We start from the raw sequence: 22,162 nt of genomic DNA, 5'->3' as shown, positions 1-22,162 counted from the left end.
CCCGGACAGCCCTGCCGTTCACGGGGAGAAGGTGCCGGCAGGCGGATGAGGGGCAGCGCCGACCTCCCTTCAATGAGACATCGCGCTTACGCCGCGCCGACCACTTTCGCCGACTTCTCAAAACGCTTGCGCTCGTTCGGGTCGAGATAGAGCTTGCGCAGGCGAATGGTCTTCGGCGTCACTTCGACCAGCTCGTCGTCCTGGATCCAGGCCAGCGCGCGTTCCAGCGTCATGCGGATCGGCGGCGTCAGCTTAACTGCTTCATCCTTGCCGGCGGCGCGGATATTGGTCAGCTTCTTGCCCTTCAGCACGTTCACTTCGAGGTCGTTGTCGCGTGAATGGATGCCGATGATCATGCCCTGATAGACCTTGACGCCCGGATCGATGACCATCGGGCCGCGGTCTTCCAGGTTCCACATGGCATAGGCCACTGATTCACCCTGCTCGTTGGAGATCAGCACGCCGTTGGTGCGGCCCGGCAGCTCACCCTTGTAAGGTTCGTAGGCATGGAAGAGCCGGTTCATGACTGCCGTGCCGCGCGTGTCGGTCAACAGTTCCGACTGGTAGCCGATCAGCCCGCGCGTCGGCGCGTGGAAGACGATGCGCTGGCGGTTGCCGCCCGACGGGCGCAATTCGACCATCTCGGCCTTGCGCTCCGACATTTTTTGCACGACGACGCCGGCATGCTCCTCATCGACGTCGATAACGACTTCCTCGATCGGCTCGAGCAATGCGCCATTGTCGCCCTGCCGCATGACGACGCGCGGCCGCGACACGGCGATCTCGAACCCTTCGCGGCGCATGGTCTCGATCAGCACGGCGAGTTGCAATTCGCCGCGGCCGGAGACGAAGAACGAATCCTTGTCCGGCGATTCCTCGATCTTCAGCGCGACATTGCCTTCGGCCTCGCGCAGCAGGCGGTCGCGGATGACGCGGCTGGTCACCTTATCGCCCTCGGTGCCGGCCAGCGGGCTATCGTTGACGAGGAACGACATCGTCACGGTCGGCGGATCGATCGGCTGGGCATGCAGCGGCTCGGTCACCGACGGGTCGCAGAACGTGTCGGCGACGGTGCCCTTCGACAGCCCGGCAATGGCGACGATGTCGCCCGCCTGCGCTTCGTCGATCGGCTGGCGCTCAAGACCGCGGAAAGCCAGGATCTTCGAGATGCGGCCGGTTTCGACCTGGGTGCCGTCATGATGCAGCACCTTGACCGCCTGGTTGGATTTCAGCGTGCCGGATTCGATGCGGCCGGTGATGATTCGGCCGAGGAACGGATTGGCTTCCAGGATGGTGCCGATCATGCGGAACGGGCCGGGATGAACGGTCGGCGCCGGCACGTGCTTGACGACGAGGTCGAACAGCGGCGCCAGACCCTGGTCCTTCGGGCCTTCGGGGTTTTCCGAGACCCAGCCGTCGCGGCCCGAGCCGTAAAGGATCGGGAAGTCGAGCTGCTCGTCGGTGGCGTCGAGCGCTGCAAACAGGTCGAATACTTCGTTGACCACCTCGACGTGGCGGGCGTCCGGCCGGTCGATCTTATTAATGACGACGATCGGTTTCAATCCGACCTTGAGCGCCTTGCCGACGACGAATTTGGTCTGTGGCATCGGCCCTTCGGCGGCATCGACCAGCACGATGGCCGAATCCACCATCGACAGGATGCGCTCGACTTCACCGCCGAAATCGGCGTGGCCGGGGGTGTCGACGATGTTGATGCGGGTGTCCTTCCAGTCGACCGAGGTCGCCTTGGCCAGGATGGTGATGCCGCGTTCCTTTTCGAGGTCGTTCGAATCCATGGCGCGTTCGGCGACGCGCTGGTTGTCGCGGAACGAACCGGACTGTTTCAGGAGCTGGTCGACGAGGGTGGTTTTCCCATGGTCGACGTGCGCGATGATCGCGATATTACGAATTTTCATGTTGTGGTCTCGGGAGCGTTGCAGGCAGCAGGCCAAAAGGCGCTGCCTCTTTCGGTTGGGCGGCTCATACAGGGTTTTTCGCAATTGCGAAAGAGGAGGCGTGCCACCAAATACATGGTCACCAAATCTTAAGCGTCTTGGTGTGAAATTGAATTATTAACCAAAGCGGAACCTTTCACTGTCGGGACAGTTCAAATTTCATGAGCAAAACTGGCATCAGATACTGGCCAATCCTTGCATGGGCTGCCCTCGCCGTTCTGCTTGCGGCAGGCGTGGCACAGTCAGCCGCGAGGTCGAAGGAGGCACGGCCTGCCCTGCCGTCCGACACTCGAACGGCGGAGCAGTTGTTTGCCGATGCTCCCGATGGCGTCGACCCGGTGGTGACCGGGCCGGTTAGCGCCGCCTTCAAGCAAAGGCAGGAGGCCGCCAACTGCGACCGCGCTGTTTGGCCCAATATTCCGGCCGTTTGCTATCCAGATTGACGACGCGCCCGGCGGTAGTCATCCCGAGATCCCGTTCCGCTGCGAGCCTTCACGCCCCCCTCTGCCCTGCCGGGCATCTCCCCCACGAGGGGGGAGATCGGACGTCGCCGCCGCTTTCGCCAACCTCCAACGTTGCAGGCGCGAGCGGAGCGCCCAAGCTGCCAATCTCCCCCCGCGTGGGGGAGATGCCAAGTTTTGGCCAAGACGGCAGGACAGAGGGGGCGCTGGCCCGCCTGCGTTTTGGCCACTATTGAAACCATTCTCTCACGCCGAATGCACCGGATCGAGCGTGACCTTGTAGAGTTCATTGTCGTCGCGATCCATCAGCCGCACCGTCATCTGTTCAGTGGCGCCGTCGATGTCGACGAGGCCGAAGAACTGCAGGCCGGCCGAGGGTGGCAGGTTCTGCCCCTGCTCGGCTGTCGGCGCCTTGATGAATTTCAGCTCCGGGCCGAAGGTCATGTCGAAATCGTTGGGTCCAAAGGTGCCGGCATGGAGCGGACCGGAAACAAATTCCCAGAACGGATTGAAGTCTTGGAACTGCGCCTTGTCAGGATTGTAGTAGTGCGCCGCTGTATAGTGCACGTCGGCGGTCAGCCAGACGGTGTTGGTGACGCCGGCATTCTTTATGTAGCGAAGCAGGTCGGCAATTTCCAGTTCGCGGCCCTTGGCCGGGCCATTTTCGCCATTGCTGACGGCCTCGGCGCCGGCCTTTTTGGTGGCGTCGTTCCAGACGACGAGACCGAGCGGCATGTCGGCGGCGATGATTTTCCAGGTCGCGTTGGAGTTTGCCAGTTCGCGCTTCAGCCACTTCATCTGCTGTTCGCCCAGAATGCGCGATTGCGGCGTCACCGCATCCTGCATGCCGGGGCCATTGGCGCCGCGATAGGAACGCATGTCGAGGAAGAACACTTCGAGCAGCGGCCCGTAGGCGATCTTGCGATAAACGCGGCCGGGTTCCGACGGTTCGTAGCGGATCGTCGTCATCTCGTGGAAGGCACGTGCCGCGCGTGCCGCCAGCACATGAATGTTTTTTTCCGAGTAGCGGTCGTCGGCGCCCAAATCCTTCGAATCCGACCAGTTGTTGACCACCTCGTGGTCGTCCCACTGGTAGAAGGTCGGGCAGATCGCGTTGAGCCCCAGCACATGTCTGTCCATCATGTTGTACTTCCACTGGCCGCGGTACTCGTCCAGCGTCTCGGCAACCTTGCGCTTTTCGTCGATGAGGACCTTGTTCTTCCAATTGCTGCCGCCGGCAAGCTGGACCTCGTCCTTCATCGGGCCGTCGGCATAGACGGTGTCGCCGGAATGCAGGAAGAAGTCGGGCGTATGCTTGCCGATCGTGGCATAGGTCTTCATGCCGGTGTCGTCGATGCCCCAGCCCTGGCCGGCGGTATCGCCCGACCATGCGAACCGAATATCACGCTTCGAGGCCGGCGCCGTGCGGAAGCGGCCGACGATCGGCTCGGAGACGGCGTTGATGTCGGCGAGATCGGCCGCGATCATGCGGTAGAAGATGTCCTGGTCGGAGGCGAGGTCGGTGAGCAGCCGCTTTACCGTGTAATCGCTGGCCGGCGACGTATCGAGCGGCGCAAGACGGACGGCGTTGGCGAAATTTTCCGTCGACGACACTTCGAACATGACACGCGAAGGGCGGTCGGTGCGGGTCCACACGACGCCGCTGGTGGCGTCGACGTCGCCCGACTGGATGCCATGGGTGAAGGCGGGCCGCTGATTGGCGCGCGAATAATAGGGAAACGCGAAGCCCGATATGCCGACGAGGCCGGCGGCGCTCGCCGACGTGACAAAAGCGCGGCGTGAAATCCTGTTCATGGCTGTCTCCTGGATGGCTTAAACGTCGCCGCCAAGGTCCAGCCTCAATGTTTCACGCACATCTCGAAACCATGAAGGTTTTATTACACTGAACAGGTGATCTCCCCCCTTGAGGGGGGAGATTAGCGCCAGCCGTCACAACTCAAGCCGCCTGCGGTTCCGGCTCGAAGGCCGGACGGTTGGTGTTGATCAACAGCGAGATGCAGGCTGCGGCTATTGCCGTCATGCCGGCGATGAGGAAGGCAAGCTCGTAATCGCCCTGCAATTCACGCATGGTGCCGCCGAAGAAGGCGGCGGCCGCCGCACCCACCTGATGGCCGGCGACGATCCAGCCGAAGACGATTGGCCCGCTGCGGTCGCCGAACGCCTCGTTCGACAGCCTGAGCGTCGGCGGCACGGTGGCGATCCAGTCCAATCCGTAGAGCACGGCGAAGATGATCAGGCTGGTCGACGAAAAGCCGGAATAAGGTAGATAGATCAGCGACAGGCCGCGAATCGCATAATAGACGCCGAGCAGCTTGCGCGGGTCGAAACGGTCGGTAAGCCAGCCCGACAGCGTCGTGCCGATCAGGTCGAAGATGCCCATCAGCGACAGCAGGCCGGCGGCTTGCACCTGCCCTATGCCCATGTCGCCGCAAAACGCGATCAGGTGCGTGCCGACCAGTCCGTTGGTGGTGAAGCCGCAGATGAAGAAAGTGGCGAACAAATACCAAAACACGCGCGTGCCGGCGGCACGACGCAGCGTGCTGAGCGTGTGCATGAGAAAATTGCCTTGCGAGGCCGGCGGAACCGGCGGCACGTCGTCGACGTCCGCGCCGTAGCGCACCATGCCGATCGAGGACGGACGTTCCGGCACCAGCAGCCAGACCAGCGGCACCAGGCAGGCGGTGGCGACAGCAATGGCGATGGCGACCGGCTTCCAGCCGCCGGATTGGGCGAGCGCGGCGAGCAGCGGCAGGAACACCAGCAGGCCGGTGGCGGCGGAGGCCGACATCAGCCCCATCACCAGGCCGCGATTGGTCTTGAACCAGCGATTGACGATGGTGGCCCCGAGCACCGTGGCGACCGCGCCGGAACCGACGCCGGAGAATACGCCCCAAGTGAGAAGCAGGTGCCACGGCTGAGTCATCAACAGGCTGAGCGCCGTCGAGCCCGACATCAGCACCAGCGCCGCCAGCAGCGTGCGGCGCAGCCCGATCCGTTCCATCAGGGCCGCGGCAAACGGTCCGGTCAGGCCGTAGAGGAAGATGCCGATGGCCGCGGCGAGCGAGACGACATCGCGCCGCCAGCCGAAAGTCTCCTCCAGCGGCAGCATCATGACGGCCGGCGCCGACCGCAAGCCTGCCGCGATCAGCAGGCACAGGAAAATGACGGCCACCACGACAAATGCATAGCGCTGGCCAAACGGGCGGGATTGGACTATCATGTTACTGACCGGTACGTTGCGATTGCACCAACGTACGTACCGATCGGTAACATTGTCAAGCAGGCAACGGCGCGTCCTAGATGAAAAGCATTGAGCCAACGATCAAAGCCGATGAAGTAACCCCGCCCCGCGCCGGCGAAAAAATTCTTCGCGTTGCCCGCGACCTGTTCTACCGGCAAGGCATCAGGGCGATCGGCGTCGACGAGATCGTGCGGCGCGCCGGCGTCACCAAGCCCAGCCTCTATCGCAGCTTTCCGTCCAAGGACGAATTGGCCGCCTCCTACCTCCGCCAATTCGACCTCGAGTTCTGGGCCCGCTTCGACGAGGCGGTGGCTGCCCATCCCGGCGATCCGCGCGCGCAGATCGCCGCCTTCCTGACACGCATCGGCAAGCGCACGCAAAAGCCCGACTATCGCGGCTGCGGCATGACCAATGCGGCCGTCGAATATCCCGAACGGGGCCACCCGGCCCGCGTGGTGAGCGAGGCCAACAAGCAGGAATTGCGCCGACGCCTGCGCGCCATGGCGGCGGCGATGGGTGCCAGCGACGCCGATACGCTGGGCGATGGGCTGCTGCTTCTGATCGAAGGCGCCTATATCAGCGGCCAGCTGTTCGGTGCCGGCGGACCGGCGAAGTCTGTGGCCCGCAACGCCGACCTGCTGATCGAAGCGAGCTTGAAGAAATAGCGTTTGGCATTACAGCGCCGCGCGTTCTTCCGGATGCGCAAAGGACGCTGTAACACTTTGCAGGCCGACGCTGCCCTCATTGCCCTGCCGGGCATTTCTCCCCGTATAGTGACGGGGAGAAAGACGCCGCCATGAGTGGTTTCGCCAATCACCAGCTGCTGAATGGGTGCCAAGGTCGAGGTCAGCGGGCTTCTCCCCGTTCACGGGGAGAAGGTGCCGGCAGGCGGATGAGGGGCGGCGCTACGCCGGGGTTTGCCCGCAAATTTCAGGCGTTTCGGCTACTTGCTTGCCTTGGCCCGCTCGATCGCCTCGACGATCATCCTTTTGGCATAGGCGGCGTCGTGCCAGCCCTCGATCTTGACCCATTTGCCGGGTTCGAGATCCTTGTAGTGCTCGAAGAAATGCTGCACCTGCTGGCGGGTGATGTCTGGCAGGTGCGTGTATTCGGTGACGTTCTCGTAGCGCAGCGTCAGCTTGGGCGAAGGCACCGCGATGATCTTTTCGTCGAGGCCGGAATTGTCCTCCATCACCAGCACGCCGATCGGCCGCACATTGATGACGCAGCCCGGCACCAGCGCGCGCGTGTTGCAGACCAGCACGTCGATCGGGTCGCCGTCACCCGACAGCGTGTGCGGCACGAAGCCGTAATTGCCGGGATAGCGCATCGAGGTGTGCAGGAAGCGGTCGACGAACAGCGTGCCGGCCTCCTTGTCCATCTCGTACTTGATCGGCTCGCCGCCGATCGGCACCTCGATGATGACGTTGATGTCCTCCGGCGGGTTCTTTCCGATGGCGATGGCTTCGATTCGCATGGCTTTTGTCCCTCTTTCGATTGGAGACCGATAGCGGGCAGCGGCGCATGGTGCAATGCGGCGAATGGTACTGAGGACATCATCACTTCGTCATCCCAGGCCGGAGCGAACGCGAAGCGGAGCGCAGACCCTGGGATCCATTCCGTGAAATCAGCCGAAGAATGCAGCGGCGCAGAATGAAAGCCGCGATCCTCTCCGCCCTGTTCGGCATCAGAGGTTCTGCACCGTCGCTACACCCTAAAGTTACGGCATTGGATCCCAGGGTCTCCGCGACGTCGCTTCGCTCCTGCTCCGCCCTAGGATGACGAGGCCAGGTCATTCCCAGACGAAGGCGACCTTCTTCAGAGCCTTTTGCTCGAAGACCTCGACGCCCTCGGCGACGTCGCGGCCGCCGGCGCCGGCATAGAAGCTGAGCGCGCTTTGGTTGTCCTCCAGCGCCCACACCACCATGCCTTTCAGGCCATGATCCGCCAGTCGCGCCCGTGCGGCCGAGAATAGCCGGCTGCCGAGCCCGATGCCCTGATATTCCGGGCGCACGTAAAGTTCGTAGATCTCGCCCTGCTGCTTGAGCTCACGGGCGCGGTTCTTGCCGATCGTGGCGTAGCCGGCGACCTTGCCGCCGATCTCGACGACCAGGACGGTGGCGGCACGGCGAATCGCGTTCGCCCACCAGTCGGCGCCGCGGCGGTTGATCATCGATGTCAGCGTGCGATGCGGGATGATGCCGGAGTAGGCGCCGCGCCAGGCCAGCAGGTGCACGTCGGCGATGGCGCTTGCGTCGCGCGGCTCGGCTTTCCTGATGTCGATACTCAGCGTCTTCATGATTGGTTAACCATAAACCCGCGTTGCCCGATTGCAAGAGTCCGGTCAGCGGCTCCCAAGCTTTCGCACAGACGATAGACGTGCCGTTGAGTGCTGAAAAAGCCGTAGCGACTCAGATTTCGACCAGATGGTCGTCCAGCTCGTTGCTGTCGCCGGAAGAAACTGGGAAATGCTCGGCCAGCACCGCACCCGTCTCTTCGATCGCCTTGATGAAGCCGTCGGCGAGACGATCGTCGCGGGCATGCGCGGTAAGGTCGCGGACGACGTCGTCCCAGACATGTTGGCCGACGCGGCTGTTAATGCCGCTGTCGGCGATCACTTCGGCGTAATGCTCGGCGATCGAAACGAACACCAGCACGCCGGTTCGCGCTGTGGTACGGTGGACGTTGCGGGCGAGAAACTGCTTTATCGCATTGGCGTGCGCGGCCTGGTAACGCAGCCGTCTCGGCACCAGGTGGATGCGCAAGCCGGGCACCGCCCACAACAGGACAAGTATCGAGGCCATCGCCAGAAGCTGGGCGATGACGAAATGCGGCAGGCGGATCGACAGCCACCACGCTTCCAGCCCGTAGCCGACGGCGAGGCTGACGACGAGCATCGCCAGCGTCGCCATGAAGGCGGCCGGAAAGAAATAGCCGTCGCTGGCATAGGCGACCACGCAGTAGATTTCGCCGTCGGTCTTTGATTCGGCGACGCGGATCGCTTTGGCGATGCGGTCATGATCTTCGGCGCTGATCGGTCGCGTTGCCATGTCGTGTCTCACCAGCTTCCTGAAGAACCGCCGCCGCCGGACGAGCCGCCGCCGCCCGAAAAGCCGCCGCCACTGCCTGAGGACCAGCCTCCTCCGCCCGACGACCAGCCTCCCCCGCCGGAACCACCCGACCAGCCGTCAGATGATCGCCGGCCCGGCTCGAACGTCATGCCCAGCCAGCGATAGCGACCGGGACCGATCTTCCGGCCGAAGATCGGCGGCAGGATGGAGGCAGCGATGCTGCCGAAGAAGATGATCGCCCAAATGCTTATGAAGATCGCAAAGAACAGATCGTCGGTGTTGAATGGCGGCTGCTGGTTGCGGGTCCCGCGCGCTTCCAGTTCTTCCGGATTGCCTTCCAGCACCATGACCATGTCGTCGACGGCCTTGGCTATGCCGCCGGAGAAATCGCCGGCGCGGAAGGCCGGCACCATGTCGTTTTCGATGATCAGCCTGGTGTGCAGGTCGGTCAGCGTGCCTTCCAGCCCGTAGCCGACCTCGATTCGCATCTTGCGGTCGTCCTTGGCGACCAGCAACAGCACGCCATTGTCCTCGCCGGCCTGGCCGAGGTTCCAGGCGCGGAACAGCCGGTTGGCGTAGGGCTCGATCTCCTCGCCGTCGAGGCCAGGAAGCGTCGCGACGACGATCTGGTCAGAGCTCTTGGCCTCGAAATCCGCAAGCTTCCGGGTCAGCGCCGCCTCGGTGGCGGCATCGATGATACCGGCATTGTCGACAACCCGCCCGGTCAGGGCAGGCAATTCGGCGGCAAGGGTGGTGAGGGGGAGGAAGAGAAGGCTTAGGACGATGAACAGGATTGCCAGGCTGGCGTTCCGTGGCGCCCCCCTCTGTCCTGCCGGACATCTCCCCCACTTGGAGGGAGATTGGCAGCTTTGTCGAACGCGCCCTCCTTGCAACGTTGCAGGTTTGCGAAAGCCGTGATGACTGCCGATGTCCCGCCTTGTGGGGGAGATGTCCGGCAGGACAGAGGGGGGTGGGACGGAATGCAAGGCCAATGTAACTGCGCTCGCCAAGCGCCGATCACCCGCCCTGCTGCGTGCCGAAATCGACCTTCGGCGTCTGAATCTTGTCTTCCTCGATGGTGAAGTTGGCGAACGGCTGATTGTCGCGGAACCACAGGGTCGCCCAAATCACCGACGGGAAGGTCCGCAGCGTCAGATTATACTCCCGCACCGCCTCGATATAGTCGCGGCGGGCGACCGAGATTCGGTTCTCGGTGCCTTCGAGCTGCGCCTGCAGCGCCAGAAAATTCTGGTTGGCCTTGAGGTCGGGATAATTCTCCACCACTGCCAGCAACCGCGACAGCGCGCTGGTCAGGCCGGCTTGACTGTCCTGGAATCTCTTGACCGCTTCCGGATCGCTCAGCGTCTCGGGCGTCACCGTCACCTGCGTCGCCTTGGCGCGCGCCTCGACCACGGCATCGAGCGTATCCTTCTCATGTGCGGCATAGCCCTTGACCGTCTCAACCAGGTTGGGGATGAGATCGGCGCGGCGCTGGTACTGGTTCAGCACCTGGCTCCATGCGGCCTTGGCGTTTTCCTCCGCCGTCGGAATGGTGTTGTAGCCGCAGCCGGCCAGCAGCGGCAGCACGATCGCCATCATCAGCAAGGCCGGAAGGTTGCGGAAGACGAAAGGGGAGGAAAGGGCAGGCATGAAAAATCCCTCAACAAGACTGACGGGCGAAGCATTACCACAATCCGCGCGCAAGAACATGGCCTCGACCTGGAGCGCTGCTGGTGCTTTGTCATTCACTGTCAGGCCCTGTGATTGGCCGGGCGAACAGGTTAAAGTCGCTGCGAAAAACAGGGCATGGAAATGGCGGGACGCCAGGACAGCGACGACGAATCGCGCCGTATCATCGAGCGCGTGGCACGTGAAACCGACCCGGCCTCGTCCGTGGCGCGGACCGCGAAGGGCGCGCGCGATGACGTCACTGCTGCAGATGCCGACCGGGCGGACCCGATCGAATATTGGGGCACGCGCATCGGCCGGGCGCTGGGGCTCATTGTCGGCATTGGCCTGTTGATCTGGCTCGTGCTTTTCATCATCCAGAGTTAGGAACCTCGTGAGCACCGAAGAACACGACGCGCCGCGCGCGGTCATCGTCATTTCCAGCCATGTCGCGCGCGGCTCGGTCGGCAACCGCGCCGCAGTCTTTGCGCTGGAGACGCTGGGCTTTCCGGTGTGGGCGGTGCCGACCGTCATCCTGCCCTGGCATCCGGGCCATGGACGGGCGACGCGCATCGTACCGCCGCTCGATCAATTCAGGGCGCTGATGGCCGATCTCGAGCGCGCGCCGTGGCTGGGCGAGGTCGGCGCGGTGCTGTCCGGCTATCTCGGCGAAGGTGGCCAGGCCGACGCCGTCGCCTCGCTGGTCGGCGCGGTCAAGGCGAAGACGCCGGACGCCGTCTATATCTGCGACCCGGTCATGGGTGATTCGGGCGGGCTCTATGTGCCGGAGACCACCGCCATTGCCATGCGCGACCGGCTGATGCCGACCGCCGACATCGCAACGCCCAACCGCTACGAGCTGGAATGGATGGCGGGATCGCCGCTGCCCGACCTCAAAACGGTGATGGCGGCCGCCCTTCATGCCGGGCCGTCGACCATGCTGGTCACCTCGGCGCCGGCGATGATGGCCGGCGGCACCGGCAATCTGCTGCTCAACGGCAACCAGGCGCTGCTCGCCGAGCATCGCCTAATCGACAAGCCGCCCAAGGGCCTCGGCGACCTGACGGCGGCCGTCTATCTGGCGCGCATTCTGTCCGGCCAGACGGCGATCAAGGCGCTGCAGTCGACCACGGCGGCGGTCTACGAGATCCTGGCGCGCACCGCCAAGCGCGGCGGCGACGAATTGCAGCTCGAAACCGACGCACAGAGCCTGTCGCACCCGATGGCGATGGTGCAGCTTCGCCATCTCCTGCATCCGGGGCGGGACAAAAGAGCGTGACTATCGTCGGTGTCGACGGCTGCAAGGCCGGCTGGATCGCCGTTCGCCGCGATCCGGGGGCAGCACCTTCGGCAGCCGTTTTTCCCAGCTTCGCAGCACTGCTCGACGCATTGCCGGCCGATGCGACGGTCGCCGTCGACATGCCGATCGGCCTGCCTGATGTTTCGCAAAAGGGCGGACGCGGGCCCGAGGCGCTGGTGCGGCCGCTGCTCGGCAACAGGCAATCCAGTGTCTTCGCCATCCCCTCGCGTGCGGCGCTTTATGCGCATACGGACGGCTTCACCACGATCGAGGCCTGGTATGCCGCGCATCGCAGGGCAAGCGAAGTGGCCAAGGCGACCTCCGATCCGCCGCGTGGCATCTCGATCCAGGCGTTCGGCATTTTTGCCAAGATCCGCGAGATCGATGTGGTGCTGATCGCGCGTCCCGAACTGCGCCGCCGGGTCTTCGAATCGCATCCGGAAGTCGCCTTCTGCCGGCTGAACGGCGATCAGGCGATGCGCTTGCCGAAGAAGATCAGGGGCGCCGTCAACCCGGCCGGCATGGCGGAACGCAAGGCGCTGCTTTGCCGGCACGGTTATGTCAGCGGCTTTCTCGACCGGACGCCGCCGCGCGGCGCTGCTGCCGACGACTTTCTCGACGCCGCAGCGATGATGCTGATCGCCGGCCGCATCGCCGGCGGCGAGGCAAGGCCGTTTCCGGATCCGCCGCTCGCCGACCGCTTTGGCATCCCCGTGGCGATCTGGGCATGAATTTCTTCGTCTAACGGCGAGACAATCGCATTGGGCGAAGGCCCCTCATCCGGCCTCCGCTTCGCTACGGCCACCTTCTCCCCTAAGGGGAGAAGAGGTCGCAGGCGCAGTTGCCAGCCTCTTCTCCCAGCGGGGAGAAGGTGGCCCGAAAGGGCCGGATGAGGGGGCCTTCCAGCATGGCAATTGCCGCCATCTGCGATTCGGCATTGCTCGCGACCGGCTTTTGCCGCTAGAGCCTTGCTGACCTAAAAGAGCTGCCGCCTAACCCGGAAAGGCTCCAGACGCCGCCTATGCCTCATCTGCCTGAACATCTGCTCACCGGCTACCGCAATTTCATGAACGGCCGCTATCTCGCCGAAAGCGGACGCTATCGCTCGCTCGCTCGCGAGGGCCAGTCCCCGGAAACGATGATCATTGCCTGCTGCGATTCCCGCGCGGCCCCCGAGGCGATCTTCGACGCTGGCCCCGGCGAGCTCTTCGTGCTGCGCAATGTCGGCAATCTGGTGCCGCCCTATGCGCCCGACGACCAGTTCCACTCGACCTCGGCGGCGCTCGAATTCGCCGTGCAGAGCCTCAAGGTGAAGAACATCGTGGTGATGGGCCATGGCCGCTGCGGCGGCATCCGCGCAGCACTCGACCCTACAGCCGCGCCACTGTCGCCCGGCGACTTCATCGGCAAGTGGATGAGCCTGATTGCGCCGGCCGCCGAGACCGTGTCGTCAAGCACCTTCATGACGGCGACCGAGCGGCAGACCGCGCTCGAGCGCATTTCGATCCGCTATTCGATTGCCAATCTCAGGACCTTTCCCTGCGTCTCGATCCTGGAAGGCAAGGGACGGCTGTCGCTGCACGGCGCCTGGTTCGACATCTCGACCGGCGAGCTCTGGGTGATGAACAAGGACACCGGTGACTTCGAGCGGCCGGAGATGACGTAGGAGGGTTGCATGGCATGCCGTTCGATCGCTTTGGCCGCAGCGGCGCTGCTGTTTTCACTGATATCCGTCCGCGCCGACGACGGCGCGCTCATCGGCCGCTGGTACGCGGCGCTGCTGGTCGCCGATCGCACAGAATTGTCGGACCTGCTTGCCGACGACGTCCGGATAAAACTCGACGATCTCGGCGTCGTCCAGACCAAGCAGGAATTCATCGCCTCCATCGACGACTGGGAGGGCGCAGTCGCCGGGGCTGAAATCCGGCATCGGATCGAAAAGACTGAAGGCGGCGTCACCACGGTCATCGCCTGTTATGATTTCCCCAACAACGACGTGCTGATGCAGGAAACCTTCGCGATCGCCGACAACCGCATCACTGCCAGCTCGCAGGCGGCGATCGCAGAAAACTGCGACAGCTACTGACCAGCCGCGATATTGCGTGCGACAAGCCAGCGCCTTTACATCGGTGACGATCCGTCTCATCCCGCCACTCAGCGAAAGCCCCTCACTTAACGGAAGATTGCCCATGCCGTCCGCTGTCGACCTCGCCGCCCATCCGCTGACCAGCTGGCAAGGGCCGCTCGGCCTGCCCGATTTCACCCGCATCGGCGACGGCGATTTTTCCGGGGTTTTCGATGCGGCATTGACGGCGCACGAGGCCGAGATCGAGGCGATAGCGGGCAATGCCGAGACCCCGACCATCGAGAATACGCTTGCAGCACTCGAACTCGGCGGCGAGGCGCTCGACCATGTCTCATCGATCTTCTGGTGCCGGGCCGGCGCCCACACCAACGAAGCGATCCAGGCGCTGGAGCGCGAAATATCGCCAAAGATGTCGCGGCATTTCTCGGCGATCTCGATGAACGAGAGATTGTTTGCCCGTATCGACGATCTCTACCAGCGCCGCGACGCGTTGAAGCTCGACTCTGAGACGCTGCGGGTGCTGGAAAAGACCTGGAAAAATTTCGTCCGCTCCGGCGCCAAGCTCGACGCCGAGGGCAAGAAGCGGCTGGCGGCGATCAATGAGGAGCTGTCGTCACTCGGCACGATTTTCGGCCAGAACCTGCTTGCCGACGAGCGCGACTGGGCGCTGTTCCTCGACCAGGCCGATCTTGCCGGCCTGCCGGAATTCCTGAAAAGCGCGATGGCGGAAGCCGCCGAGATGCGCGGCCAGAAGGGCCGTTATGCCGTCACCCTGTCGCGCTCGATCTACGAGCCGTTCTCGACCTTCTCCGAGCGCCGCGACCTGCGCGAGATCGCCTTCCGCGCCTTCACCATGCGCGGCCAGAATGGCGGCGCCACCGACAACACCGCCGTGGTGCGCGACATGCTGCGCCTGCGTGCCGAGAAGGCGAAGCTGCTCGGCTACCCGTCCTACGCAGCGCTGAAGCTCGACGACACCATGGCAAAGACGCCACAGGCGGTGCATAAGCTGCTCGACCCGGTCTGGGAAAAGGCGCTGGAAAAGGCGGCAAGCGACCAGATCGAATTGCAGCGGCTGGCGGCCGAGGCCGGCAGCAACGAAGAATTCGCCGCCTGGGACTGGCGCTTCTATCAGGAGAGGCTGCGCGCCGAGATATTTGCCTTCGACGAGGCCGAGCTGAAGCCATATCTGCAGCTCGACCGCATCATCGACGCCTGCTTCGACGTGGCGACAAAATTATTCGGCATCAGCTTCGAGGAGAAGCAAGGCATTGCCACCTGGCATCCGGAAGCACGTGTTTTCGTCGTCAGGAATGCCGACGGCAGCGAGCGCGGTCTGTTCCTGGCCGACTATTTCGCGCGGCCCTCGAAGCGCTCCGGCGCCTGGATGAGCGCGCTGAAGTCCGGCTACAAGCTTGGCGATGGCTCCAGGCCGGTCATCTACAACATCATGAATTTCGCCAAGCCACCGGAGGGCGAGGCAGCGCTTTTGTCGGTCGATGAAGCCAAGACCCTTTTCCACGAATTCGGTCATGCGCTGCATGGCATGCTGACCGAAGTCACCTGGCCGTCGGTCGCGGGCACCTCGGTCAGCCGCGATTTCGTCGAACTGCCCTCGCAGCTCTACGAGCACTGGCTGACCGTGCCGGCGGTGCTGGAAAAGCATGCGCTGCACGTGACGACCGGCAAGCCGATGCCGAAGGCGCTGGTCGACAAGATGCTGGCGGCGCGCACCTTCGGCGCCGGCTTCGCCACGGTCGAGTTCACCGCCTCGGCACTGGTCGACATGGCCTACCACGCGCGGCAGGATGCGCCGGTCGAGCCGCTTCGTTTCGAAGCCGAAACGCTTGAAAAGCTCAACATGCCCAAGACCATCGCCATGCGCCATCGCACCCCGCATTTCGGCCACATATTTGCCGGTGACGGCTATTCGGCCGGCTATTATTCCTACATGTGGTCGGAGGTGCTCGACGCCGACGCCTTCGCCGCCTTCGAGGAGACGGGCGACCCATTCAATCCGGCGCTGGCCGAGCGGCTCAGGAAAAACATCTATGCCGCCGGCGGTTCCAAGGACCCGGAAGAGCTCTACACCGCCTTCCGCGGCAAGATGCCGTCGCCCGAAGCGATGATGGTCAAGCGCGGCCTGGTGTAGAGCGAGGGCCAACGGACCAATCGCCAACCTCGACCGACTGATCAAAAGCATCTCGCAGCAGGCCACCTTAACGCGGCGCGCTTGGGCCGCCACCCAGCGCCTCGATGGCTTTCGTCAGCGCAGCCGGATCGCCGAGGACGTGCAGCGTCTTCAGCCGGGCCGTGCCGCCGGCGACGACCGAGACGGCCGATCGCGGCACTCCCAGCGCCTTGGCGACCAGCTGTTCCAGCGCCTGGTTGGCGGCGCCGTTTTCCGGCACGGCGCGGACGCGAGCCTTAAGATGGCTTCGTCCATCCGCCGAGGTCTCGATGCCCTCGAGCCTGTCCAACGCCGCTTTCGGCGTCAGCCGGACGAACAGGTCAAGGCCGTCGTTACGCGGGCGAAACGGCCCAGCCATGCAACGCCGGGTCAGACGACCAGCGGCGCCACCGTGGTGAGCAGGAACTGCCTGAGGAAGAACAGGATCAGAAGCAGGATGATCGGCGAAATGTCGATGCCGCCGAGGTCGGGCAGGAAGCGGCGGATCGGCCGCAGCGCCGGCTCAGTCAGCCGGAAGAGCATGTTGCTGACGCTATCGACGAACTGGTTGCGCGAGTTGACGACGTTGAAGGCGTAGAGCCAGGAGAAGATCGCCGAAGCGATGATGATCCACCAATAAATGTCAAGCGCCAAGACAATGGTCTGAATGAGGGCTATCATGCCGGTCTCCGATTGTTGCCGACATTTAGCCATTGCGGGCGAAGGCGGCAAGAGCCAGCTTCCGCGGCGGCCGGTGCCTGGCCGTGCAGTATTGGGCAAAACGCCGTCTTGACAGGAAACCGCCGCGCCCGATAAATGCGCCGATCCGCTGGACGGGGCTGTAGCTCAGCTGGGAGAGCGCGTCGTTCGCAATGACGAGGTCAGGAGTTCGATCCTCCTCAGCTCCACCAGCGGAAATTTACCCAAATAAAATCAGGAAGATAGCTTTGGCGGCGCACCCCGAACGCGCTCTGGCGGACTTTGAGCTTGGGGCTTTAAACCTGGCCATCAAGCCATTCCCGCAGATCGGGGTCCTCGTGACCTTCAGGGCCAGGCGGTCTCGTTCTGACGTACCAAATCACGCCAAATCCAACTGCCGCCCACGCGCCAGCAACCACGAATGTGATGATGTCCGTCACTTAAAACCCCTAAGCCCAACCCACATTTAGCTCGACCGAAATCGCCCCACAAGAGCAAAATCAGGTCGTTGCCGGAGTGGACTAATGGTGCCCAGCCAGGGAAGTCATGCTGTGGTCAGATGCCCAAATCAGCCGCATCTTTGCAGCGGCCCAAGGCCAATCTGCAGTTTCACCGCATCGACAATGGGCTCGACATCGCTTCGAGCGCATGGTTGATCTGCTGGCTTCTGTGAAAACGGAAACCTTGTCCCGGGAGGAGGAATGGAGTTTCGGTTGGAAGGCAAGGTGGTGCTGGTCACCGGTGCGACGCAGGGCGTCGGCCGGGCGATCGCCGAGGCGCTGGCGCGTTCCGGTGCCGGCGGCCTGCTGGTCACCGGCCGCGAGCCCGTGCGCGGCAGCGAAGTGGCGACCTCGCTCTGCCAGGCCGGCACGCCAACCGCATTCGTCGCCGCCGATCTGGCGGATACCACGGCGCCGGCGCGGCTGGTTGACGAATGTATCAGTCGCTTCGGACGTATCGATGCCTTGGTCAACGCCGCCGGGCTGACCAACCGCGCCTCATTCCTCGATGCCGATCTTGACGACTGGGCGGCGCTGTTCGCCGTCAATGCGCGGGCGCCGTTCTTTCTGATGCAGGCGGCCATCAGGCAGATGCGCAAGCAAGGTCAGGGCGGCGCCATCGTCAACATCCTGTCGATCAACGCGCATTGCGGCTCGCCGGAACTCGCCGTCTATTCGGCCACCAAGGGCGCACTCGCGACGCTGACCCGCAACGCCGCCAACGCGCACCGTTTCGATCGCATCCGCGTCAACGGCATAAATGTCGGCTGGACCGACACGCCGGCCGAACGCATCATGCAGGCGCAGACGCTGGGGCATGGCCCCGGCTGGATCGACGCCGCCAACGCGTCGCAGCCTTTCGGACGGCTGCTGGCGGCCGACGAGGTGGCCAACCTCGCCGTGTTCCTGCTCTCCGACGCCTGCGGGCCGATGACCGGCGCGCTGATCGACCAGGAGCAACGGGTTATCGGGGCGAACCGGTGACGGTTTTCGCATCGCCCGAAACGCTAAGTCCGGCACTGCTTAGCCGGCTTCCTCCCGCTACAACCGGTTGGCGCTGGTCCCGGGGATGACTCATGGCGGACGGGATCGCCACCGACGATGATTTCCGCACAGCTGTCACAGCCACTCACGACGGTCTGCTCAGCGACAATCCGATGGCGTTCGTCGACAGGTTTGCGCATTGCCGGCGGCCACACGGTTGAAGCGGCCCGCACAATCGGCATAGTAGGCCGGTCGTGAACCACGGGAGGGCCACATGAAGCTCGGACTGCTCACCGCACCGTTTGCCGACACCCCGCTCGGCGAGGTCGCCGACTGGGCAAGTTCTGCCGGCTTCGAGGCGCTCGAGATCGCCTGCTGGCCGAAATCCTCGGGCGCTGCCCGGCGCTATGCCGGCACCAGCCATATCGACGCCGCCTCGACCTCGGCCTCGCAGGCCAAGGAAATCACCGCAGCACTGACGGAAGAGAACCTGTCGATCTCGGGCCTCGGTTTCTACCCCAATCCGCTGCATCCCGATGCTGCCCACCGCAAGGCCGTCATCGATCATTTGAAGAAGGTGATCGTGCTGGCCAGCCATATGGGCGTGCCTGTTGTCAACACTTTCTGCGGCGGCGACGCCTCAAAAACCATCGACGCCAACTGGCAAGAGGCACTCAAACTATGGCCCGCCATCATCGCCCATGCCCGCGACTACGGCGTCAAGCTGGCTTTTGAGAACTGCCCGATGATCTTCAGCTATGACGAATGGCCAGGCGGCCACAACATCGCCTATTCACCCTATATCTGGCGCCGCATCCTAGACGCCTGGGGCGGCGACGTCGGCATGAACTTCGACCCGTCGCACCTGGTCTGGCAGATGATCGACCAGGCCCGCTTCATCAGGGAGTTCGGCCCGTACGTGCTGCATGTCCATGCCAAGGACCTGATGATCGATCGTGATGGGCTTTACGAGCGCGGTATCCTCTCGGCCGGGATGGGCTGGCAGGTGCCGCGCATGCCGGGGCTTGGCGACGTCGACTGGAATGTGATCTTCTCCGGCCTCTATCGCGCCGGCTACGACGGGCCCATCATCATCGAGCACGAGGACCGGCGGTTTGAGGGCAGCGATGAAAACGTCAAGCGAGGCTTTCTGCTGGCCCGCGACGTGCTGCGCCCCTTCGTGAAATAAATCCCTTTTCGAACTGAACTGAAAACAATGTGGAGGAGGACTGAAATGAAAAAATTTCTGGCAATGGTCCCGCTGCTTGCCGGCGCGGCGTTTCTGGCTTCGATGGGCGTCTCGTCCGCTGAAGCCAAATACACGATCGGCGTCTCCAACACGGTGCAGGGCAATGGCTGGCGCGAGGAGATGATCTGCGCCATCAAGGCGCAGGCGCTCGCCTCCGGCGAGGTGACCAAGCTCAACATCGCCCATCGCAACACCGACGCCGCCGGCCAGCTCGAGGACATCCGCAACCTGATCAGCGCCAAGGTCAACGCCATTGTTGTCAACCCGGCCGATCCGGCCGGCATCAAGTCAGCGCTTGAGGAAGCCACCAAGGCCGGCATCGTCGTCGTCGCCGTCGACCAGGCGGTCACCGAGCCCTCGGCCTACATCATCTCCAACAACCAGGAGCAGTACGCTTATCTCGGCGCCAAATGGCTGTTCCAGCAGATCGGCGGCAAGGGCGACGTCGTCTATATGCGCGGCGCTGCCGGCGCCTCGGCAGACAGCGACCGCGACAAGGGTTTTAAGAAGGCGCTTGCCGAATTCCCCGACGTCAAGGTCGTGCATGAGGTCTTCACCGGCTGGCAGCAGGACCAGGGCAAGCAGCAGATTCTCGACTTCATCGCCACCGGATCGCCATTCAACGGCATCTGGACCTCGGGCATCGACAATGTGATCGTCGATGCGCTGGTCGAGTCGCAGACGCCGCTGGTGCCGGTGGTCGGCGCCGACAATGCCGGCTTCGTCGGCCAGTTGAACTCGGTCGAAGGCCTCGTCGGCGCGGCGGTGACCAACCCCGGTTCGATCGGCGGCGCCGGCGTGACGCTGGCGCTGCAGATCCTGAACGGCAAGAAGCCGGCGGAGCAGACCGTGCTGGTCGAGCCGCAGCTTTGGGAGAACGTCACCGAGGAGGGCAAGGCCAAGCTGAAAAGCGTCGCCGATCCGTCGCTGAGCCCGGAATGGCCGGTCTCGATCTCCATCCCGGACTGGACCACCTATACCAAGGACCAGATCATCGCCTGCAAGGGCCCGGGCGAGTAATTCGCTGCTTTGACGAGCCGCGCTTCTGCCTTCTCCCCCTGTGGGAGAAGGTGGATCGGCGCGCAGCGCCGAGACGGAAGAGGGGTGCTGGAAGGAATGAGATGTTGGTGTTCCCTGGAGCACCCCTCATCCGACCTCGCTTCGCGAGGCCACCTTCTCCCACAAGGGGAGAAGGGAGGATCGCCATTTACTACTTGGAACGAGAGCAACGCGATTTTGACCACCAACCCCCTCCTGGACGCCACCGGCGTCGTCAAGACCTACGGCGCCGTGGTGGCGTTGCGCAATGCCTCGCTGTCGGTTCTGCCGGGCGAGGTTCACGCCTTGATGGGCGCCAATGGCGCCGGCAAATCGACGCTGGTCAAAATCCTGACCGGCGCCATCCGCGCCGACGCCGGACATATCCTGATCCGCGGCGAGGCCCGCGACGTGCGCTCGCCTGCAGATGCGCGCCGCGCCGGCCTGCTTCCGGTTTACCAGGAACCGTCGCTCATCCCCGATCTCGACGTCGCCTCCAATCTTCGCCTGACCGACACGCCGGTCGAGCCGTTCCGCGCCTGGGTGCGCGAACTCGGCATTCCCGACCTCGAGATTCGCGACACGGCGCGCGACATCCCGCTTGCCGTGCTGCGCGTGCTCGATCTGGCGCGGGCGCTGGCGGTCGAGCCCGACGTTCTGCTGCTCGACGAGATGACCGCCGCTCTGCCGGCCAACCTTGCCGAAAAGGTGCTTGAGGTCGTCCGCCGCCAGGGCGACAGCGGCCGTTCGGTGATCTTCATTTCCCACCGTTTTGTCGAGATTTCGGCGCTTTGCGACCGCGCCACCGTGCTTCGCGACGGCGAGACCGTCGGTGTCGTCGACATCGAGCCCGGCGTCGAGGAGCGCATCGTCGAGATGATGCTCGGCGCCAGGATCGAAAAGACGCAGCGGACGGCGCGCCAGGCGAGCCAGGCCGCTTCGCCTGGGGACCGCCGTCCGCGCCTCGGCGTGGCGAACCTTCGCGTCGGCACGAGGCTCAATGACGTGTCATTCGACCTGGCCAACGGCGAGGTCGCCGGCGTCGTCGCGCTTGAGGGCCAGGGCCAGGACGAGCTGTTCGCCGCGCTGGCCGGCTCGATCCGGCCGTCCGGCGGCACGATCGAGGTGGACGGCAAGCCGGTGAAATTCGCGCATCCGGCGGATGCGATCCGCGCTGGAATCGCCTATGTGCCCGGCGACCGCACCGAAGCGCTGACCATGCAGCGCTCGGTGCGCGAAAACATCGCGCTGCCGTTCAGCGCCGCCTTGCGAAACTGGGGGCCGACCAACATGGCGCAGGAACGATCCAGGGTCGTCAGTGCGATCGAGCGGCTGCAGATCGACACGCGCGCCCAGCGCGAGGTGCAGCGGCTGTCCGGCGGCAACCAGCAGAAGGTGACGATCGCCCGCTGGATCGCCGCTGAAGCACAGACCATCCTCTGCTTCGACCCGACGCGCGGCATCGATGTCGGCACCAAGCAGGAGATTTACAAGCTGCTGCGCGAACTCGCCGACCAGGGCAAGTCGGTGCTGTTCTACACATCCGAACTCGAGGAGGTGCAGCGTGTCTGCGATCGTGTCATCGTCATCTTTGGGGGGCGCGTCGTCGATGTCTTCCCAGTCGAACTCGCCGACGAGCCGGCACTGATGCGCGCCGCGTATGGCTTGCCGCGCGGCGCCAAGGTGGACGTCGGCATCCTTGCCGATATCCATTCGAGC

20 protein-coding genes, 1 tRNA gene and 1 pseudogene are annotated in these 22,162 nt (G+C 63.9%); 12 read left to right on the top strand and 10 right to left on the bottom strand.

Features of this window, described 5'->3' with window-relative positions; genetic code table 11:
- Window positions 1-86: 86 nt before the first annotated feature.
- The 3 genes from typA to JG739_RS04680 form a co-directional block, all read right to left on the bottom strand.
- Entirely contained in the window at window positions 87-1,916 is a 1,830-nt protein-coding gene (typA, locus tag JG739_RS04690; RefSeq protein ID WP_202365462.1) for a translational GTPase TypA, read from the bottom strand.
- 746 nt (window positions 1,917-2,662) lie between these two features.
- Window positions 2,663-4,231: an alkaline phosphatase D family protein gene (locus JG739_RS04685; protein ID WP_202365461.1), complete on the bottom strand. Its 1,569-nt coding sequence runs from the start codon at window positions 4,229-4,231 to the stop codon at window positions 2,663-2,665.
- A 142-nt stretch (window positions 4,232-4,373) separates the two neighbouring features.
- On the bottom strand, window positions 4,374-5,657 hold the full coding sequence (locus JG739_RS04680; RefSeq protein ID WP_202365460.1) for an MFS transporter: 1,284 nt from the start codon (window positions 5,655-5,657) through the stop codon (window positions 4,374-4,376).
- Window positions 5,658-5,737: 80 nt separating this feature from the next.
- On the opposite strand from JG739_RS04680, the gene JG739_RS04675 reads away from it, so the two are divergent.
- The gene (locus JG739_RS04675) at window positions 5,738-6,343 is read left to right on the top strand and encodes a TetR/AcrR family transcriptional regulator (RefSeq protein ID WP_202365459.1); all 606 of its coding nucleotides are present in this window, start codon (window positions 5,738-5,740) and stop codon (window positions 6,341-6,343) included.
- A 278-nt stretch (window positions 6,344-6,621) separates the two neighbouring features.
- Here the strand turns inward: JG739_RS04675 and ppa are convergent, their stop codons facing one another.
- From ppa to JG739_RS04650, 5 genes are all read right to left on the bottom strand, one after another.
- Entirely contained in the window at window positions 6,622-7,155 is a 534-nt protein-coding gene (gene ppa / locus JG739_RS04670) for an inorganic diphosphatase (RefSeq protein WP_202365458.1), read from the bottom strand.
- 315 nt (window positions 7,156-7,470) lie between these two features.
- Window positions 7,471-7,977, bottom strand: coding sequence for a GNAT family N-acetyltransferase (locus tag JG739_RS04665; RefSeq protein WP_202365457.1), 507 nt, complete (start codon window positions 7,975-7,977; stop codon window positions 7,471-7,473).
- A gap of 112 nt (window positions 7,978-8,089) precedes the next feature.
- Window positions 8,090-8,728, bottom strand: a complete 639-nt coding sequence (locus tag JG739_RS04660; RefSeq protein ID WP_202365456.1) for a TPM domain-containing protein — start codon at window positions 8,726-8,728, stop codon at window positions 8,090-8,092.
- A gap of 8 nt (window positions 8,729-8,736) precedes the next feature.
- Window positions 8,737-9,642, bottom strand: coding sequence for a TPM domain-containing protein (locus JG739_RS04655; protein ID WP_370463542.1), 906 nt, complete (start codon window positions 9,640-9,642; stop codon window positions 8,737-8,739).
- Window positions 9,643-9,766: 124 nt separating this feature from the next.
- The gene (locus JG739_RS04650; protein WP_202365455.1) at window positions 9,767-10,399 is read right to left on the bottom strand and encodes a LemA family protein; all 633 of its coding nucleotides are present in this window, start codon (window positions 10,397-10,399) and stop codon (window positions 9,767-9,769) included.
- A 162-nt stretch (window positions 10,400-10,561) separates the two neighbouring features.
- Here JG739_RS04650 and JG739_RS04645 point away from each other — a divergent pair, with 162 nt between their 5' ends.
- The 6 genes from JG739_RS04645 to JG739_RS04620 all read left to right on the top strand — a co-directional run bounded on the left by JG739_RS04645 (window position 10,562) and on the right by JG739_RS04620 (window position 15,955).
- On the top strand, window positions 10,562-10,804 hold the full coding sequence (locus JG739_RS04645; protein WP_202367339.1) for a hypothetical protein: 243 nt from the start codon (window positions 10,562-10,564) through the stop codon (window positions 10,802-10,804).
- 7 nt (window positions 10,805-10,811) lie between these two features.
- On the top strand, window positions 10,812-11,696 hold the full coding sequence (gene pdxY / locus JG739_RS04640) for a pyridoxal kinase PdxY (protein WP_202365454.1): 885 nt from the start codon (window positions 10,812-10,814) through the stop codon (window positions 11,694-11,696).
- A complete protein-coding gene (locus JG739_RS04635) occupies window positions 11,693-12,448 on the top strand; it encodes a DUF429 domain-containing protein (protein ID WP_202365453.1) in 756 nt (251 codons plus the stop codon). Before pdxY ends, JG739_RS04635 begins: the two co-directional genes overlap by 4 nt.
- 290 nt (window positions 12,449-12,738) lie before the next feature.
- On the top strand, window positions 12,739-13,383 hold the full coding sequence (locus JG739_RS04630; protein ID WP_202365452.1) for a carbonic anhydrase: 645 nt from the start codon (window positions 12,739-12,741) through the stop codon (window positions 13,381-13,383).
- A 9-nt stretch (window positions 13,384-13,392) separates the two neighbouring features.
- Window positions 13,393-13,803, top strand: coding sequence for a nuclear transport factor 2 family protein (locus JG739_RS04625; protein ID WP_202365451.1), 411 nt, complete (start codon window positions 13,393-13,395; stop codon window positions 13,801-13,803).
- A gap of 97 nt (window positions 13,804-13,900) precedes the next feature.
- Window positions 13,901-15,955: a M3 family metallopeptidase gene (locus tag JG739_RS04620; RefSeq protein ID WP_202365450.1), complete on the top strand. Its 2,055-nt coding sequence runs from the start codon at window positions 13,901-13,903 to the stop codon at window positions 15,953-15,955.
- Window positions 15,956-16,022: 67 nt separating this feature from the next.
- Here JG739_RS04620 and JG739_RS04615 read toward each other — a convergent pair whose 3' ends face one another.
- Entirely contained in the window at window positions 16,023-16,352 is a 330-nt protein-coding gene (locus tag JG739_RS04615) for a DUF167 family protein (RefSeq protein WP_202365449.1), read from the bottom strand.
- An 11-nt stretch (window positions 16,353-16,363) separates the two neighbouring features.
- Complete coding sequence (locus JG739_RS04610; RefSeq protein WP_023800489.1) at window positions 16,364-16,654, bottom strand: YggT family protein; 291 nt, start codon at window positions 16,652-16,654, stop codon at window positions 16,364-16,366.
- A gap of 154 nt (window positions 16,655-16,808) precedes the next feature.
- Between JG739_RS04610 and JG739_RS04605 the strand changes: the two genes are divergently transcribed.
- The 5 genes and pseudogenes from JG739_RS04605 to JG739_RS04585 form a co-directional block, all read left to right on the top strand.
- Window positions 16,809-16,884, top strand: a tRNA-Ala gene (locus tag JG739_RS04605).
- A gap of 489 nt (window positions 16,885-17,373) precedes the next feature.
- A complete protein-coding gene (locus JG739_RS04600; RefSeq protein WP_202365448.1) occupies window positions 17,374-18,156 on the top strand; it encodes an SDR family oxidoreductase in 783 nt (260 codons plus the stop codon).
- 274 nt (window positions 18,157-18,430) lie between these two features.
- The gene (locus JG739_RS04595) at window positions 18,431-19,345 is read left to right on the top strand and encodes a sugar phosphate isomerase/epimerase family protein (protein ID WP_202365447.1); all 915 of its coding nucleotides are present in this window, start codon (window positions 18,431-18,433) and stop codon (window positions 19,343-19,345) included.
- A gap of 45 nt (window positions 19,346-19,390) precedes the next feature.
- Complete coding sequence (locus JG739_RS04590; protein ID WP_202365446.1) at window positions 19,391-20,425, top strand: ABC transporter substrate-binding protein; 1,035 nt, start codon at window positions 19,391-19,393, stop codon at window positions 20,423-20,425.
- Window positions 20,426-20,641: 216 nt separating this feature from the next.
- A pseudogene (locus JG739_RS04585) lies at window positions 20,642-22,150 on the top strand (sugar ABC transporter ATP-binding protein); the annotation flags it as partial.
- Between the last annotated feature and the right edge of the window lie 12 nt (window positions 22,151-22,162).

Origin of the sequence: Mesorhizobium sp. L-2-11, assembly GCF_016756595.1 — a bacterium.
In the GTDB taxonomy this organism is placed as follows: Bacteria; Pseudomonadota; Alphaproteobacteria; order Rhizobiales; family Rhizobiaceae; genus Mesorhizobium.
The sequence above is the reverse complement of the archived record's forward strand: the minus strand, read 5'-3'. Positions and strand labels throughout refer to the sequence as shown.